This window comes from Ochrobactrum teleogrylli (assembly GCF_006376685.1).
Taxonomy (GTDB): Bacteria; Pseudomonadota; Alphaproteobacteria; order Rhizobiales; family Rhizobiaceae; genus Brucella; species Brucella teleogrylli.
Map to the genome: position 1 here is coordinate 126,322 of NZ_VEWL01000002.1, position 14,690 is coordinate 141,011.

Here is a 14,690-nt window from a genome sequence, read left to right on the forward strand (position 1 = left end):
CCGTGCGTCCTTTCGGACGCACGGCATCAAGCGTGTTGCTTGCGCTCCAGCAGGAATTTCAAAACCAGCGTCAGAACGGCAATCAATGCGAGTGTGGAAGCCGCGGCAAAGGCGCCGGCGACATTATAGTCATTGAACAGCAGCTCCACCTGCAACGGCAAGGTGTTCGTCTTGCCGCGAATAGCGCCGGAAACCACCGAGGTCGCGCCAAACTCGCCCATCACACGCGCATTGCACAACACCGCACCATAGAGCAGTGCCCATTTGATATTGGGAAGCGTAACATAGAAGAATGTCTGCCAGCCATTGGCGCCGAGCGTCATCGCCGCTTCTTCTTCATCGCTGCCTTGCACTTCCATCAGCGGTATCAATTCCCGCGCCACGAAGGGCGAGGTCACGAACAGACTAACCAGAAAGATCGCCGGGACCGTGAACATGATCTTCAGATCATAGCTTTCAAGCAGCGGCCCGAGCAGGCCCTGCGAGCCATAGAGGAAGAGATAGGTCACGCCCGCCACAATCGGTGAGACGGAGAAGGGAATCTCGACAAAGGTAATCAGCAGCCTGCGTCCCGGAAAACGAAACTTCGTCACCAGCCATGCCACGCAGACACCGAACGCCATATTGATCGGCACGACCACGATGGCAACCAGCACCGTCAGCCAGATAGCATGCAGCGTATCGGGCTTCAGGATTTCGCCAAAGAACGCGCCCGCGCCCTTGCTGAACGCATAAGCGAAAATGACCGCCAGCGGCGCGCCGATGCACAGGATGGACAGAATGCTGGCCAGCCAGATCAACAGGCTGCGAACGGCCCCCGGCGCGTTGCGCGCCACACTAGCGCTCTGCATAACGAAGCTGCCTTGCCTGAATGAGATTGGTGATGAGCAGCATCAGGAATGCTGTAACCAGCATGACGAAGGCCAGCGCTGCCGCTGCTGGATAATCATATTCGTCGAGCCGGATGAAGATCAGAAGCGATGTCACTTCCGTTTCGAATGGCAGATTGCCGGAAATGAAAACAATGGAACCGAACTCGCCGAGGCTGCGCGCAAACGACAGCGATGCGCCCGCTAGAAAGGCCGGGAAGATCGTCGGCCAGATGATATGGGCGAAAATCTGCCATGGCTTTGCGCCGAGGCTGCGCGCGGCTTCCTCGACATCGGCGCTCATATCTTCCAACACCGGCTGCACCGTGCGGATGACAAAGGGAATGCTGGTGAACGCCATAGCGATGGAAATACCGAGCGGCGCATAGGCAACCTTGATGCCGAGCGGTTCCAGAAACTGGCCGAGCCAGCCGTTCTGTGCAAAGACCGTCACCAGTGCCAGACCCGCAATTGCCGTGGGCAGCGCAAAAGGCAGATCGACGGCCGCATCCATCAGACGCTTGCCGGGAAACTCATATCGCGTCAGAACCCATGCCAGCAGCAGCCCGAACAGACCATTGAACACGGTTGCCAGTGCCGCAGTGCCGAGCGTGATGCGATAGGTGGCCAGCGCGCGGTCGGAGGTGACGATGGACCAGAAATCGCTCCAGCCGAGGCTCGCGGTCTTCATGATCATGGCAAGCAATGGCAGAGCCACGATAACCGTCAGATAAAACAAAGTGCAGCCGAGGGTCAGACCGAACCCCGGCAACACCGAATTGCGTTTCATGCTGAGAAGCGACACTGAATCATTCCATATGACGGCAGGAGCGCACGTCGCCGCACGCTCCTGCATATGAGCTAAATAACCGCTTACTTCTTGGTGAAGAGCTGATCAAGCACGCCGCCTTCGGCAAAATGCTCTTTCTGCAACTTGTCCCAGCCGCCGAAGACATCCTCGACCGTCACGAGACGCACATCGGGATAGATATCCTTATGCTTTTCGATGACCGCCTTGTCATGCACGCGGTTGAAGTTCTGCGCGAGAATCTCCTGACCTTCCGGCGCATAGAGATAGTTCAGATAGGCTTCCGCGATCTTGCGCGAGCCGCGCTTGTCCACCACCTTGTCTACGACCGTGACCGGGAATTCGGCCAAAAGGCTGACTTGCGGAACGACAACGTCGTATTTATCCGCACCGAGCTGCTTTTGCGTGCCACGGGTTTCCGCTTCAAATGTAACAAGCACATCGCCGATACCGCGCTCGGCAAAGGTCGTCGTCGCGCCACGACCGCCCGTGTCGAAAACCGGTACATTCTTGAAGATCTTGCCGACGAATTCACGCACCTTGGCGTCATCGTTGTTGAAGGCTTCCTTCGCATAGGCGGTCGCCGCCAGATAGGTATAGCGCGCATTGCCCGAGGTCTTCGGATTCGGGAAAACCACCTTCACATCGTCGCGGGCCAGATCATCCCAGTTCTTGATGTTTTTTGGGTTGCCCGCACGCACCAGAAACGCCGGAAACGAGTAATAAGGCGACGAATTGTTCGGCAGGCGCTTCTGCCAGTCCGCCGGAATCAGATCGCCCTTGTCATGCAGAACCTGCACATCGGTCACCTGATTGAAAGTCACCACATCGGCTTCAAGGCCTTCCAGAATGGAGCGGGCCTGCTTGGACGAACCGGCATGCGACTGGTTGACGGTCAGCTCATCACCGGTCTTCGTCTTCCAGTCGGCGATGAACGCCTTGTTAACCTGCTCGTAAAGCTCGCGGGCGATATCGTAGGAAACGTTCAGGATTTCCTTCGGCTCTTCAGCCTTGACCGGCGCTGCGCCCAGACCGAGCGCGACAGCCGCATAGAGAAAAATTTTTCGCATTAGACCCATCCCCACCGCCCTGCACCTGCAAAGCGTTCATACAGACGATTGAACTTGGAAAGAAAATCTACCGAAAGGTGATTCAAAATCAACCTAAATCATTGATTTAAATCAATAAACTACTTTCGGCAAACTCCTTGGAACATGTGTCCAAGCAGCCTAAGCGTGTTAGAAAAATATTCCCCAGAGGGGCAAAAATCAGCAACAGGACAACAAAAAAGCCGGAGACTTTCGCCTCCGGCCCAAATTTTATTCTGCGTAAAATCTTACCAGAAACCGCGATGCTGCCAGCACCACAGAAAATTATGCTCACTGCGCTCCAACCGGCTGCGCCGACGCGCTGCGATTTCTTCAGCGCTCAATTTCATTTCCCGCCATGGCTGCGCCAAAAACGCGGGAATGCCCAAGAAGGCGTTTTTCACTCCGGTGGTCAGCACCTGCAAGTTCTGCATTAAACCAGGCCTCCTATCCGCGTTGTCGCGTCCCCATCTCAAAGCTGCCGACCTTAAAGCACGTCTTCAATCCAGACACGCTTTCGCCGCAACAATGAACGATGGGTTAATTTTGAAGGCTTCCGCGCAGATGTCAATAACCGACTTATTTTATCGGAGTTAACAGAGTGAAATATTTTGCGAGCGACAAGCAGCCGCCCGCAAAATCATACCAGCTTACACCTCGTAGTCATTGACGGGCTTGATATGGACCTTGTCCACATTGCGCCCCTTCATGGCGTCGATCCTGAATTCGAAGCCATCCGCGACGAAGCTTTCACCGCCCAGCGGCAGGTGGCCAAGGTGCCAGAGCACGTAGCCAGCCAGCGTCGTATAGCGGTCGCTGTCATCCACCAGATCGCGTTCCAGAAGACCACTCAGGCGGCGAATATCAACAAAGCCGTCGACGATATAACCGCCCTGCCCGTCCGATTCGGCAACAGATGCTTCCTCGTCTTCATCGGGAAATTCCCCGGCAATCGCTTCCAGCACGTCGGTCGGCGTAACGACGCCTTCGAATGAGCCATGCTCATCGACCACGACAGCAAGCTGCACCGGTGAGACACGCAGCTGCTCCATCACACGCAACACATTGGCGCTCTCGTGTACGACAAGCGGCTGCTTGACGACCTGATCCCAATCGATGGACTTTTTGTCCGTCATGTCGAGCAGCAGATCGCGAACCGAAGCGACGCCGACAAATTCATCGACCTGACGGCGGGCAACAACAACGCGCGAGTGCGAAAGCTTGCGAATCGCTTCATGCAAATCCTCTTCGCTTTCATCGATGTCGAGCCATTCGATTTCATTGCGCGGTGACATGATCGAACGCACCGGGCGATCCGCCAGATCCAGAACGCCACGGATCATTTCCTTTTCTTCCGGAAGGAAGACGTCATTGGCAGCTGTCTGCTGGGCGATCACGTCAACAGTATCGGAAAGCGGATTCTCGCCGCGCCCGCCGCCGAGCAGGCGCAGAACCGCGCCCGCCGTCCGCTCACGCAGATCGTTGGTCGTCACCAGCTTTTCACGATTGCGGCGCGAGACCTGATTGGCCGCTTCGATCAACACCGAGAAGCCGATGGCCGCATAGAGATAGCCCTTCGGAATGTGAAAACCAAAGCCTTCCACCACGAGGCTGAAACCGATCATCATCAGGAAGCCAAGGCAGAGGATAACCACCGTCGGATGCTTGTTGACGAAGTCCATCAGCGGCTTGGAAGCCAGCATCATGACGCCGATTGCGATAATGACGGCGATCATCATCACCGGCAGATGCTGCACCATGCCGACAGCCGTAATCACGCTATCCAGCGAGAACACCGCATCGAGGACGACAATCTGGACAATGACCTGCCAGAACACGGCATGGACGACACGGGAGGTTTTCGCACCATGCGCGCCTTCCAGGCGTTCGTGCAGTTCCATCGTGCCCTTGGCCAGCAGGAACAGACCACCGATCAACATGATGATGTCACGTCCGGAGAACGACATATCCATCACTTCGATCAGCGGTTCGCGCAGCGTCACAATCCACGAAATCGATGCAAGCAAGACAAGGCGCATGAGAAGCGCCAGAGCGAGACCGATGACGCGGGCGCGATTGCGCTGATGCGGCGGCAATTTATCGGCCAGAATGGCGATAAAGACGAGATTGTCGATGCCGAGAACGATCTCAAGCACCACCAATGTCACCAAACCTATCCAGGCATTGGGGTCGGCAATCCAGTCCATGGACCAGTCCATGATATGTCGGCTCCTTTAGAACACGGCCCGAAGACTATTTTCGGGCAATATGTGAGTACAAACAAATGTTTAGAGCGCTGACCTGAATCAAAAAGACAGCGTCCAAACGGGTCAGAAAAAGCGGAATTCAGAGATACCGGCGCAAACGCTTTCGGGCCGGAACGCAAAATCGCGATCCAGCCGAAAAAATCCACAAGCGGCGGAGAGAGGCTTCAGGCCTATGAAGTGAAAGGTTCCCGCGAGGGAACCGGTACTTCGGTAAGACGAATCGTCAGAACTGTCGTCGGGCATTAAGCGCGATGAACCTTTTATAGGGCGCTGTATCGGCTTTCTCGCCGACCTCGGGCACCAATTGCCATACGAAACATACGGTTGTTGTTCGCAATATATTCAAAAGGCTGGCAGGCAAAAGCTTCGATCCGCTGCCAGCTTCACTCTTATTATGCAGACGATCGCCGGTCAGGCAAGTGCGTCCGCCTCATTCCTATTCGGCGGGCGACACTTGCACCCGACGCGATTTGCGCTCGCGGCGCGGACGCGCCTTGAAGAAACGCACACCGATGACCGTGACGATCAGGGTCAGCACGGTGATTCCGATGGCGAACCAGAACATATGGTCGCCATCCATCTTGGCGAATATGCCCGCGCCACGTCCAGCCAGCCAGCCGGGCAGGAACATCAGCGGCGCCCAAACCAGTGCCGACAGCACGTTTGCGGTCTGGAAGCGCGTCTGGTCCATCGACATCATGCCCGCGACCATTGGCACCGTGCAGCGAACCGGCCCGAAAAAACGACCGAGGAAGACGGCAGAAAAGCCATAGCGGCGGAACAGCAGGCGCGCACGCGCCACACCGCTGCGATGTTTATTGAGAGGCCATTTGTGAATGATGTTACGGCCCAGCCACCAGCCGAGAAAATAGGAGATGATATCGCCGATTACCGCGCCGATGATGGCGCCGATAATAACCGGCAGCGGCTCGATGATTCCAGCGCCGACAAGGCCGCCAATGGCAATCATTATCGGGGTGGCGGGAATGAACATTCCAATGATCGCGAGAGATTCGCCGAAGGCAATGATACCAACAATAGGTCCGGCCCATGCCCGATGATCGGAAATGAACTGCCCGAGATCGCTGATAATGCTTTCCATGCTTTCCTCAAATGCCGCGAACCGGATCTTGAAGCGGTTTACCCGCCTCGGTTTTCTCCGCAAAGGCTATCCGGTGCATGACGCGCCTTGCTCGAGCTTGTTTTGCTGATCGATCAGCGAAGATTTTTGATCGAGGACTTAATATCCGCTGATCAAGACATTTATATGCTCTAACTTTTCAGACAAGCATCAAAAAATGATGACATGGCTGCGACATTTGAAGCGTTTGCATACGCCCCGATGCCGTAACCTGTTTCGCCTCCCGCGCGGACACATCCGCAAGCACGAATCCAGTATTTCGCGAATATGGAGTCGGCCAGGCGCGCTTACAACGCTGGAAGAGCAAAAAAATGAATCAAAACAAGATTCTTTTTGCATTCGATTCTTCGGGATTCGCTCAAGCAATCGCAACTTTGGCGGATGAATGATCGATATTCCCGGAAAAGGTGCAAAGCCGGATTTTCCAAAACACCGCATTTCCGGGCTTTTGCACAAAGACGCAAGTTTTTTTCGAAATTTTTCTATTGGAGGGTAGACAGCTGGAAAATCGACCGGTATACACCCGCTCACTTCACCGGGGCCGCTGCCTCGGCAAAGCGAGTGGGTGATTAGCTCAGTTGGTAGAGCAGCTGACTCTTAATCAGCGGGTCGTAGGTTCGATCCCTACATCACCCACCATTTTCTCCTTTGAAAACAAACGCTTCCGCTGATTGACACCGTAACGAACGGTGACGAAGTGATCTTCTGATCGCGTCGAAATTTCGATTTTCTTCCCGTGATAAACCTCATCGTTCATCTGGATATGTCCGCATTCGCTGCAACCTCGTACACCGTGTCGCGAGTACATTACAGTTTCATTAAATATAATTAATTGGCCCATTCATATGCGGTTCATCTAAAAAGACACACATTACTCACACGCCAATTGACGGCGCCCTGTAAAGAGTAATGGAGTCAAGCAACCATGAAATATAGAACCGCACTTCTCGCTGTAATCGCATCGACTATGCTTGCTAGTCCTGTACTGGCACAAGAAAGCAGCAATGCGAATACACCAAAGCCAGCAACGGAAGCGGCTGCTACACAGGATAAGGACGTCAAGACCAAGCGCGGGCCAATCGATCTGGAAAAGTTTTCCCGCATGGAAGAGCTCAAGGCCGCCGACACCAATGGCGACGGCACCCTGTCTCGCGATGAAATTGAAGCGCTGGCGCTCAAGCGTTTCGTGAAGCGCGAAGCCGACCGCCTGGAACGTCGTCTCGACGTCAAGGGCGACGGTAACATCACCCTGACGGCCATCGAAAACCAGCGCAAGAAGGAATTCGCCGCGCTGGATCGTAACGAAGACGGCAAGCTCGACCGCAGCGAAATGCGCGCTGCCCATATGGACCGCCGTGGCAAAGGTCCACATGGAGGCCGTCACGGCATGGGACAGCACCATAAGGGCGGCGAAAAAGGCTCCCACGGTCCAATGAAGGGCCCAAATGAAAAGCCGCAGGAATAATTCCTGAAACAAAAGCCCGGGCGCAACGGCCCGGGCTTTTTATTGGTTCGTCTTCGACGATCAGGAGCGGATAACGCCCTTCTTGAAAATGATATTGCCGTAAAGCCGGCGCTCGCCGGTGCGGATCACAGCGAAAGCTTCGGTGGCGCGGGCGTAGAACGCAAAGCGTTCCACCGGATCGACGGCGATCTTGCGCCCCTCGGCCACAGCGATGACCTCTTCAAACTCGCCATAGATGGCTGGCGTCTCGTTCGGCGCCTGCATGACAGCCGCTGGCTTGTCGACAAAATCATCGAGCGGCAGAACCGACAAGACGGCTTCGGCCATGGCTGTGGCGCTGATGCCCGGAAAATCCAGCACGGGCACGCCGGAAGCCTGCGCCGGGTAGTTTGCGTCCACGATGACGAGATCGTCTCCATGCCCCATATCTGCGAGAATGGAGAGGAGCGAGCCGGTCAGCAACGGATTGATATTTTTCAGCATAGTGTCTGATTCCAGATTGGAGGCGTTTTCGATGCGAAAATCTATTCAAACGGCGGTCCATATGCAAACGCCGGCTGCGATGCAGCCGGCGTTTTTCTCGATGGTTCCGGAGAGATGGCTTACTCGGCCTTGGCTTCGATATTCACCTTGTCGAGCAGCGACAGCGGGTCCTGCGACGCCGCGATCATATCCAGCGCGCCAATGCCCTTCTCCGCCTTCGACGTGACCGTCAGCTCGAAAATATTCGGCTTGGCGAGGAAGTTTGAGAATGCGGTAACCGCGTCCTGTAGCTTCGGCTGATCGGTCGCCAGTTCCTGCAGGAAGGCGGCGGCGATCAGGGAGAAGTTGCTGCGTACTTCGTCCTCCGTCATGCCGTTTTCTTCCCCATAAAGCTTGAGCGCCTTGGCGAGCAGGCCCTTTTCCTCAACCTTCACCTTCACTTCACGCGCCTTGAGGCCAAGAGCGGCAACCTGCGTCATCACCTTGTCGCCCGAGAAGAACTCCTTGGTGAAGCCGCCCATCAGGCCATTGACCGAGACGCGGCCCATGTCCTTGCCGCTGACGGAAATATCCGAAATGACGAGATTCTGGTTCGCTTCATCCCAGTTCATCGCCATGTTGGAGGAGATCGTCACCGTGTCATAGCCAAGCTTGCGCAGGTGATCGTAAATCTGGTCACTGCCATGCGGAACCGGAAGCGTCATATCCTCATAGCTTACGCGAATATCGGACGGGATACCGTTCTGCGGCTTGGTGAGCGCGACTTCGTAATTCTTCATGGAGAATTTTATGCGCTCTGGAACTGCTGGAACCGTTGCTTCTTCAGCAGCTTCCGGCTGCGCCTCTTCGCCTTCGGTCGCAGGCTCTTCCGTGGAATCCTGTGCCGGACCCGCGATATCGACACCCTGATCGTCCGTCGCGGCGGCTGCATCATCGCCCGCCGCATCGACGGTTTCCTGATCGGTCGCATCGTCTGTGGTTTCGTCAGCGCCGGTCACATCATCAACCGCTTCCGGTTCATAAGGCAGATCAGCATCGACACCGGAAACGCGCGTGGTGCCGAATTCAGGCAAAAGCGTTGTAAAGGGGAAGTTTTCGGCCTCTTCATCGCTAAGCGCGGCGAACTTCTTCAAGGCTTCCATAGTCGGTGCCCAGGAAAAGCCCTGCATGGAAACTTCATCGACTTTCATATAGTCGGTGCCGTTGCCGATATTGACGCCTTTCACGGTGGCGTCCACCTTGCTGGTGTCGAACGCAATCGAAATCTGAGCAATGTCGCCCTTGCCCTTGGTGCCGTCGGCGGGCTCGATCTTGAGGCCGAGCATCTCCATGTCGCCCTTGCCAATCATATCGACGATCGACAGCACGCGCAGGAAGAATTCGCGCTGTTCTGCAGGCGTCAGGTCGTCGGGGTTCTTCACCGCCTCGAGTTTCTGGACCGTTTCCAGAAGCGGTTCGGCAGGCATGCGCATGCTGAAACCATTGCTGCGAATTTCGTCGTAGCCGAAGCTCGCTTCGCTGCTTTTCATGACGATATTCTTGGCGGAGAACGGGCCATAAACCGGCTTGGCGTCCTTGTCGTCCGGTCCGGCCTTTTCCGTATAAAGGCGCGTCAGATAAACACCGTCAATGTCCTTGCCTTCCGTCTGGCCGATTGAGCCCTGCATCTGGTCGCGGACTGTTTCGCCGTCGTCCTTGGGCGCGTCGAACGCAAACTCAAAGGTCGTATTTGCGGCGGAAAAACTGGCGACGTGGCCTTGCTGGATGTCATTGAGCTTCACGTCCTTGTATACGACTTTCTGCTCGTTGCCCGCAATGGTCTGAACCAGATTGATTTCCGGTGCGACGACGCTCTTGGCCGAGAAGCGACCGACGCGCTCCGGCAAGGTCAGCTGGCTGTTGCCAAAGGTTTCGCGCAATGTGGAAATATCAAAGCTCGCATCGTCGATCTTCACATGGGGAATGGAGATCTTATAATTGGCGACCTGCGTGTTGATGTCGGATGCATCCAGCATACCGGTCAGAAACAGGAATTTCGGACGGCCTTCAATCGAGCCGATGCGCACATCAGAACCGTTCTTGAGCGGCAGCGTCACGTCGCGCAGATGAATGCGCCCAAGGAAATCGGCTTCGACGGAAGCAGCCTTGCCGCCACGCTTTTCCAGTTGTGACGTGATGGTGTTCTGAAGCGTGATCTTGTATCCGGTCAGACCAGCGGCAGCTATCGCGATGACCGCAACGGCGGCCCAAAGCGCCTTGCGTCCACCCTTGCCGGTCCCGTTCTTTGCCTGCTCCACGATATTCGTCCTTTCAGCGCAATTGAAACGGTTGTCGGTGTCCGCCGTCGCAGCCCGGAATCATGCAACCAAACGAAAAGTCGTGGTCTACAGAAACACGGCTAAAACAACAGCTTAGAGCACCCTGCCTGAATCAAACAGGCAATAAGGTGCTCTAACTACCTGTAATTGTGCGCGCAAGCAGGAATGGCAATTGCTGCCTGATTTTTCGGCATACTCCCAATAAAACAGGTGGTTTTTCAGTAGATCGCGTTAGAAACGCCACAGTAATGCAACTCAGAGCGGTGCTTGTGGGTGCGGAGAACCATCGTAGGCGCCCCAGATCGACTGATCGAAATTGACGATTGCTCCGGTCATCAGCCCCGATTCTTCCGAAGCCAGAAACGCAATTGCGCGCGCAACTTCCGCAGGATCGATCAAGCGCCCAAAGGGTTGCGCTCTGGCGGCGTCATCGAGCCAGTTGGCAGGCGCACCATGAAATTCGCGCTGGATGCGATCTTCGCCGTCCGTCGCCATCCAGCCGATATTCAGGCAGTTGACGCGGATACGGTTGCGCAGCACCGAATAGGCGACATTGCGGGTCAACGTGTCGAGCGCGCCCTTGGACGCGCAATAAGCGGCGATGAAGGGTTGCCCGCCCATCGAAGACATGGAGGAAATGTTGACAATCGCGCCCTCCACGCCATCGCGCCGGAAAAGCTTGATGGCCTCCTGAATAAGAAAGAAAGGCGCTCTGGTATTGACGGCAAACAGCCGATCGAAAAGCTCTGGCGAGGTATCCAGTATAGTTCCGCGGTCGGTTAGTCCCGCCGCATTGACCAGAATATCGAGACGTCCGAAAGCCCGGTCAGCCTCGGCTATAATCTTTCTGCAATCCTCGACATTTTCCAGATCGGCCTGAACGAAGACTGCGCGCGCGCCGATCTTCTCCAGCAGATCGACCTGCGCCCGTCCCTTTTCCACGGACCGTCCGCAGATAACCAGACCGGCGGCGCCACGTTCTGCAAACAGCTTTGCCGTGGCCGCGCCTAACCCTTGTGTACTGCCGGTAATGACAGCAACCTTGCCTTTCAATTGCTCGCTCATCGCAAACTCCGAGACCCGATCAAACCCTGCCGCCCAATTCGGCTGAAAGGTCGGACAATTCCTGACCGCCAGCCATCAGGCTCTGCAATTCATCCATATCGACTTCGCTCTTGGTTCGGGTGCCAAGCGTCACACCGCGATTAAGCACGGTGAATTTGTCGCCCACCGCATGGGCATGGCGAACATTGTGCGTGATGAAGATCACACCCAGCCCCCGCGCGCGCACCTGATTGATATATTTGAGAACCATCGCGGTCTGGCGAACACCGAGCGCGGAAGTCGGCTCATCGAGGATCAATATCTTCGCCCCGAAATAAACAGCGCGGGCAATGGCCACACATTGTCGCTCGCCACCGGACAGCGTGCCCACGGCCTGCTGTGGATCGCGCACATCGATGCCGATCCGGCGCATTTCCTCACGGGTCACGTCTTCAGCAAACTGCGTGTCGAACCAGCGCAGCGGGCCAACCCCCTTGGTCGGTTCGCGACCCAGAAAGAAGTTCCGCATCACCGACATGAGCGGGATCATCGCCAGATCCTGATAGACGGTCGCGATCCCGTGGTCGAGCGCATCGCGCGGGCTGTTGAACGCAACCTGTTTGCCTTCAACAAGGAAGTCACCGCTCGTCGGCTTGTGCACGCCGGACAGCGTCTTGATGAGTGTCGATTTGCCCGCGCCATTATCGCCCAGCAGGCAATGAACCTGCCCCGGCTCGACGCTCAACGAAACGCCATTCAGTGCAATAACCGGCCCGAAATGTTTGACAAGATTACGGATTTCAATCGTCGGTGTCGTCGTTGTCATTGTCATGGCAACCTCCCGGCTCAGCGCTCGCCCGTGGCGCGCTTGCGAATGAAATTATTGAAGAGAACGGCGATCAACAGCATTCCGCCAAGGAAGACGAGATACCAGTCCTGATCGATCTGCGTGTAGGTCAGGCCGATCAGCACCATGCCGAAAATGATTGCGCCAAAGAAAGCACCAATGGCCGAACCATAACCGCCCGTCAGCAGGCACCCGCCGATGACAGCCGCGATGATCGCTTCAAACTCCTTCTGGAAACCGCGCCGCGCATCGGTCGATCCGGCATCAAGCACGGTGAGAATGGCGACCAGCGCTGCGGCCATGGCCGTGCATATGAAGAGTGTGGTCTTGACGCGGCGCACGGGAACACCGGAATTTCGCGCCGCCAGCGCATCGCCGCCCGATGCAAAAATCCAGTTGCCGAACCGGGTGCGCACCAGAACATAGGTGGCGATCAGCGCCACACCGACAAACCACAGCACCTCGACGGGAACGCCCTTCACGGTCGGTTCGCCATTCGGGAACTTGGCAATCAGGTCGCGCTCGGCCATCCAGGCGAACAGCCCCTGAAACGCATCGCCGGAAAACAACCCCGCAAGCGCGCTGTTGCCAACGGCTTCCTTGACGCCGCGAAGCTGCGTCGCGCCGCCGGTTGCCCATTTGAGGCCGACCAAGGACAGGCCACGCAGGATAAACAGAAAAGCCAGCGTCACGATGAAGGACGGCAAGCCGCTCCTGATCACGATCTGCGCATTGACCGTTCCGACGAGTGCCGCAAAGACAAGCGTGATAATGATTGCCACTCCAAGCGGCAATTGCCAGACGACGAGCGCCGCAGCAAAAATCAGACCGGCAAACGCCACCATCGAGCCGATGGAAAGGTCGAATTCACCGCCGATCATCAGCAACGCGGCGGCGACCGCGAGAATACCAAGTTGCGATGCAGGGGCCATGAAATTCATGATGCCCGCCGCCGTGAACATTGCCGGGTTGGCCGTAGTCAGGAAGAAAGCCGTGATGAGAATGAGCCCGGAAACCGCACCAAGTTCGGGGCGACTGAGCAGCCGCTGGATCGGACTTGCTGTTTTCAGCCGTTCGTCTCTCTGCTCCGCAATCGTCGCGGGCTTCGGTTCGGACATGGGTTCGCTCATGATTTTCTCCTGAGGCCTTATCGCAGCTGCTTCATGCGCAGCTGTCGAGCTTCGGGTGCAACCACCCGTTCCCGCCCATCGCTATGGGCGGGTCATGGAAAGTGTTTTTAGAACCGGAGGAAATTTTGGCTCTGACGAGCCGAAAATGGTGCGGTTTGAGAACCGGAGCGCAGTGTACTTTTGGGTACATGAGCACCGGAAGCGCAAAACAGTGCCATTTGCAGGCCGCCAGAGCCGAAATATTGCCGGTTCTAACGGATGCCCTTGGCGGAAAGCTCGACCACTTGGGCAGCCTTGTCCTTGGTGATCAGGTTCGGGCCGGAAGGCACATTGCCGCCGGGCATCAGGCCATATTTCGCATTGAGCGCCAGGAAGGAGACCGGCAGATAACCTTGCAGGAACTGCTGCTGGTCGATGGCGAAGTCCGCCTGCCCCTTCTCGACGGCTTCAAGGAAGCCTGCCGACATATCGAAGGTTGCGACATGAATGCCGCTGCGGCCACTTTCTGCTGCCGCCTTCACGGCAGGCTCACCGGCAAGCGTCGCGTTAAGGGTCAGGATCGTATCGACCGCTGTGTCGGAGGCGAGCGCCGCGCGCACCTTGGCTTCGTTTTCCGCCGGATCAGTGGAGGTCGGCAGAACGGTCACGTCACCGAAGCCTTCCTTGAAACCGGCGCAACGCTGGTCAAGCGAGACATTGCCCACTTCCTGATTGACGCAGATGCCTTTCTTGCCGCCGGCCTCTTTCAAGGCTTCGCCGGCGACCTTGCCCGCATCGAATTCATCCTGACCGACATGCAGCAGCGCGCCGAGTTTCTTGGAAGCATCGGAACCGGAGTTCATCGATATGACCGGAATACCAGCGGCGACGGCGCGCTGGATCGACGGCCCGAGCGCATCGGCATCCGGGATCGATACGACGATACCTTGCGGCTTCTGGTTGATGGCGGCATCAATAAGCTGCCCCATCTGCACCATGTCGAAGGTTTCCGGCGCGCGATAGTCAACCTTGGCACCCGTATCCTTGGCAGCTTCCGCCACACCATTCTTCACCACGGACCAGAACGGGTCCGATGCCTGACCATGGCTGACGACAACGATATTGATGTCAGCCGCATGTGCAGCGAATGACGCAGCCATGAGGGCCGCGCCAGCGACTGCCGATTTCAAAAGAGATTTCATGTTCACTCCTCCCATTGTCCGACGCTCCCCGCCGGTTTTCTCGATTTTC

Annotated in this window: 13 protein-coding genes and 1 tRNA gene; 2 read left to right on the top strand and 12 right to left on the bottom strand. The window is 56.4% G+C overall.

What is annotated here, in order from left to right; genetic code table 11:
- Positions 1-26 precede the first annotated feature (26 nt).
- The 6 genes from cysW to FIC94_RS04740 form a co-directional block, all read right to left on the bottom strand.
- Entirely contained in the window at positions 27-851 is an 825-nt protein-coding gene (gene cysW, locus FIC94_RS04715; RefSeq protein WP_109369309.1) for a sulfate ABC transporter permease subunit CysW, read from the bottom strand.
- Positions 838-1,659: a sulfate ABC transporter permease subunit CysT gene (gene cysT, locus FIC94_RS04720; RefSeq protein ID WP_140024351.1), complete on the bottom strand. Its 822-nt coding sequence runs from the start codon at positions 1,657-1,659 to the stop codon at positions 838-840. The genes cysW and cysT overlap by 14 nt, the downstream gene beginning before the upstream one ends.
- Before the next feature lie 83 nt (positions 1,660-1,742).
- The gene (locus FIC94_RS04725) at positions 1,743-2,747 is read right to left on the bottom strand and encodes a sulfate ABC transporter substrate-binding protein (RefSeq protein ID WP_140024134.1); all 1,005 of its coding nucleotides are present in this window, start codon (positions 2,745-2,747) and stop codon (positions 1,743-1,745) included.
- 266 nt (positions 2,748-3,013) lie between these two features.
- A complete protein-coding gene (locus tag FIC94_RS22600; RefSeq protein ID WP_109369311.1) occupies positions 3,014-3,199 on the bottom strand; it encodes a hypothetical protein in 186 nt (61 codons plus the stop codon).
- 216 nt (positions 3,200-3,415) lie between these two features.
- Complete coding sequence (locus tag FIC94_RS04735; protein ID WP_109369312.1) at positions 3,416-4,984, bottom strand: TerC family protein; 1,569 nt, start codon at positions 4,982-4,984, stop codon at positions 3,416-3,418.
- A 484-nt stretch (positions 4,985-5,468) separates the two neighbouring features.
- On the bottom strand, positions 5,469-6,134 hold the full coding sequence (locus tag FIC94_RS04740) for a DedA family protein (RefSeq protein WP_109369313.1): 666 nt from the start codon (positions 6,132-6,134) through the stop codon (positions 5,469-5,471).
- A 602-nt stretch (positions 6,135-6,736) separates the two neighbouring features.
- Between FIC94_RS04740 and FIC94_RS04745 the strand changes: the two genes are divergently transcribed.
- Positions 6,737-6,812, top strand: a tRNA-Lys gene (locus FIC94_RS04745).
- 286 nt (positions 6,813-7,098) lie between these two features.
- Positions 7,099-7,638, top strand: a complete 540-nt coding sequence (locus tag FIC94_RS04750; RefSeq protein WP_140024136.1) for an EF-hand domain-containing protein — start codon at positions 7,099-7,101, stop codon at positions 7,636-7,638.
- A 60-nt stretch (positions 7,639-7,698) separates the two neighbouring features.
- Here FIC94_RS04750 and FIC94_RS04755 read toward each other — a convergent pair whose 3' ends face one another.
- From FIC94_RS04755 to FIC94_RS04780, 6 genes are all read right to left on the bottom strand, one after another.
- Positions 7,699-8,121 carry an RbsD/FucU family protein gene (locus FIC94_RS04755; RefSeq protein ID WP_140024137.1) on the bottom strand — a complete coding sequence of 141 codons (423 nt, stop codon included), beginning with the start codon at positions 8,119-8,121 and terminating at the stop codon, positions 7,699-7,701.
- Positions 8,122-8,240: 119 nt separating this feature from the next.
- Positions 8,241-10,418 carry an aq_1923 C-terminal domain gene (locus FIC94_RS04760; protein WP_140024138.1) on the bottom strand — a complete coding sequence of 726 codons (2,178 nt, stop codon included), beginning with the start codon at positions 10,416-10,418 and terminating at the stop codon, positions 8,241-8,243.
- 276 nt (positions 10,419-10,694) lie between these two features.
- Entirely contained in the window at positions 10,695-11,504 is an 810-nt protein-coding gene (locus tag FIC94_RS04765) for an SDR family oxidoreductase (RefSeq protein ID WP_140024139.1), read from the bottom strand.
- A gap of 19 nt (positions 11,505-11,523) precedes the next feature.
- Positions 11,524-12,309 (bottom strand): ATP-binding cassette domain-containing protein, encoded by a 786-nt coding sequence (locus FIC94_RS04770; RefSeq protein WP_180917917.1) that lies wholly within the window; start codon positions 12,307-12,309, stop codon positions 11,524-11,526.
- Between the two features lie 20 nt (positions 12,310-12,329).
- Entirely contained in the window at positions 12,330-13,460 is a 1,131-nt protein-coding gene (locus FIC94_RS04775; protein WP_140024141.1) for an ABC transporter permease, read from the bottom strand.
- A 251-nt stretch (positions 13,461-13,711) separates the two neighbouring features.
- A complete protein-coding gene (locus FIC94_RS04780; protein ID WP_109369351.1) occupies positions 13,712-14,641 on the bottom strand; it encodes a sugar ABC transporter substrate-binding protein in 930 nt (309 codons plus the stop codon).
- Positions 14,642-14,690: the final 49 nt, after the last annotated feature.

What these genes read in the sequence shown, in the direction of transcription:
- FIC94_RS04725 (WP_140024134.1), bottom strand. Translation starts at nt 2,747, where the DNA reads ATGCGAAAAATTTTTCTCTATGCGGCTGTCGCGCTCGGTCTGGGCGCA.
- FIC94_RS04765 (WP_140024139.1), bottom strand. Translation starts at nt 11,504, where the DNA reads ATGAGCGAGCAATTGAAAGGCAAGGTTGCTGTCATTACCGGCAGTACA.
- FIC94_RS22600 (WP_109369311.1), bottom strand. Translation starts at nt 3,199, where the DNA reads ATGCAGAACTTGCAGGTGCTGACCACCGGAGTGAAAAACGCCTTCTTG.
- FIC94_RS04780 (WP_109369351.1), bottom strand. Translation starts at nt 14,641, where the DNA reads ATGAAATCTCTTTTGAAATCGGCAGTCGCTGGCGCGGCCCTCATGGCT.
- cysT (WP_140024351.1), bottom strand. Translation starts at nt 1,659, where the DNA reads ATGAAACGCAATTCGGTGTTGCCGGGGTTCGGTCTGACCCTCGGCTGC.
- FIC94_RS04770 (WP_180917917.1), bottom strand. Translation starts at nt 12,309, where the DNA reads ATGACAACGACGACACCGACGATTGAAATCCGTAATCTTGTCAAACAT.
- FIC94_RS04755 (WP_140024137.1), bottom strand. Translation starts at nt 8,121, where the DNA reads ATGCTGAAAAATATCAATCCGTTGCTGACCGGCTCGCTCCTCTCCATT.
- FIC94_RS04750 (WP_140024136.1), top strand. Translation starts at nt 7,099, where the DNA reads ATGAAATATAGAACCGCACTTCTCGCTGTAATCGCATCGACTATGCTT.
- FIC94_RS04740 (WP_109369313.1), bottom strand. Translation starts at nt 6,134, where the DNA reads ATGGAAAGCATTATCAGCGATCTCGGGCAGTTCATTTCCGATCATCGG.
- FIC94_RS04735 (WP_109369312.1), bottom strand. Translation starts at nt 4,984, where the DNA reads ATGGACTGGTCCATGGACTGGATTGCCGACCCCAATGCCTGGATAGGT.
- FIC94_RS04775 (WP_140024141.1), bottom strand. Translation starts at nt 13,460, where the DNA reads ATGAGCGAACCCATGTCCGAACCGAAGCCCGCGACGATTGCGGAGCAG.
- cysW (WP_109369309.1), bottom strand. Translation starts at nt 851, where the DNA reads ATGCAGAGCGCTAGTGTGGCGCGCAACGCGCCGGGGGCCGTTCGCAGC.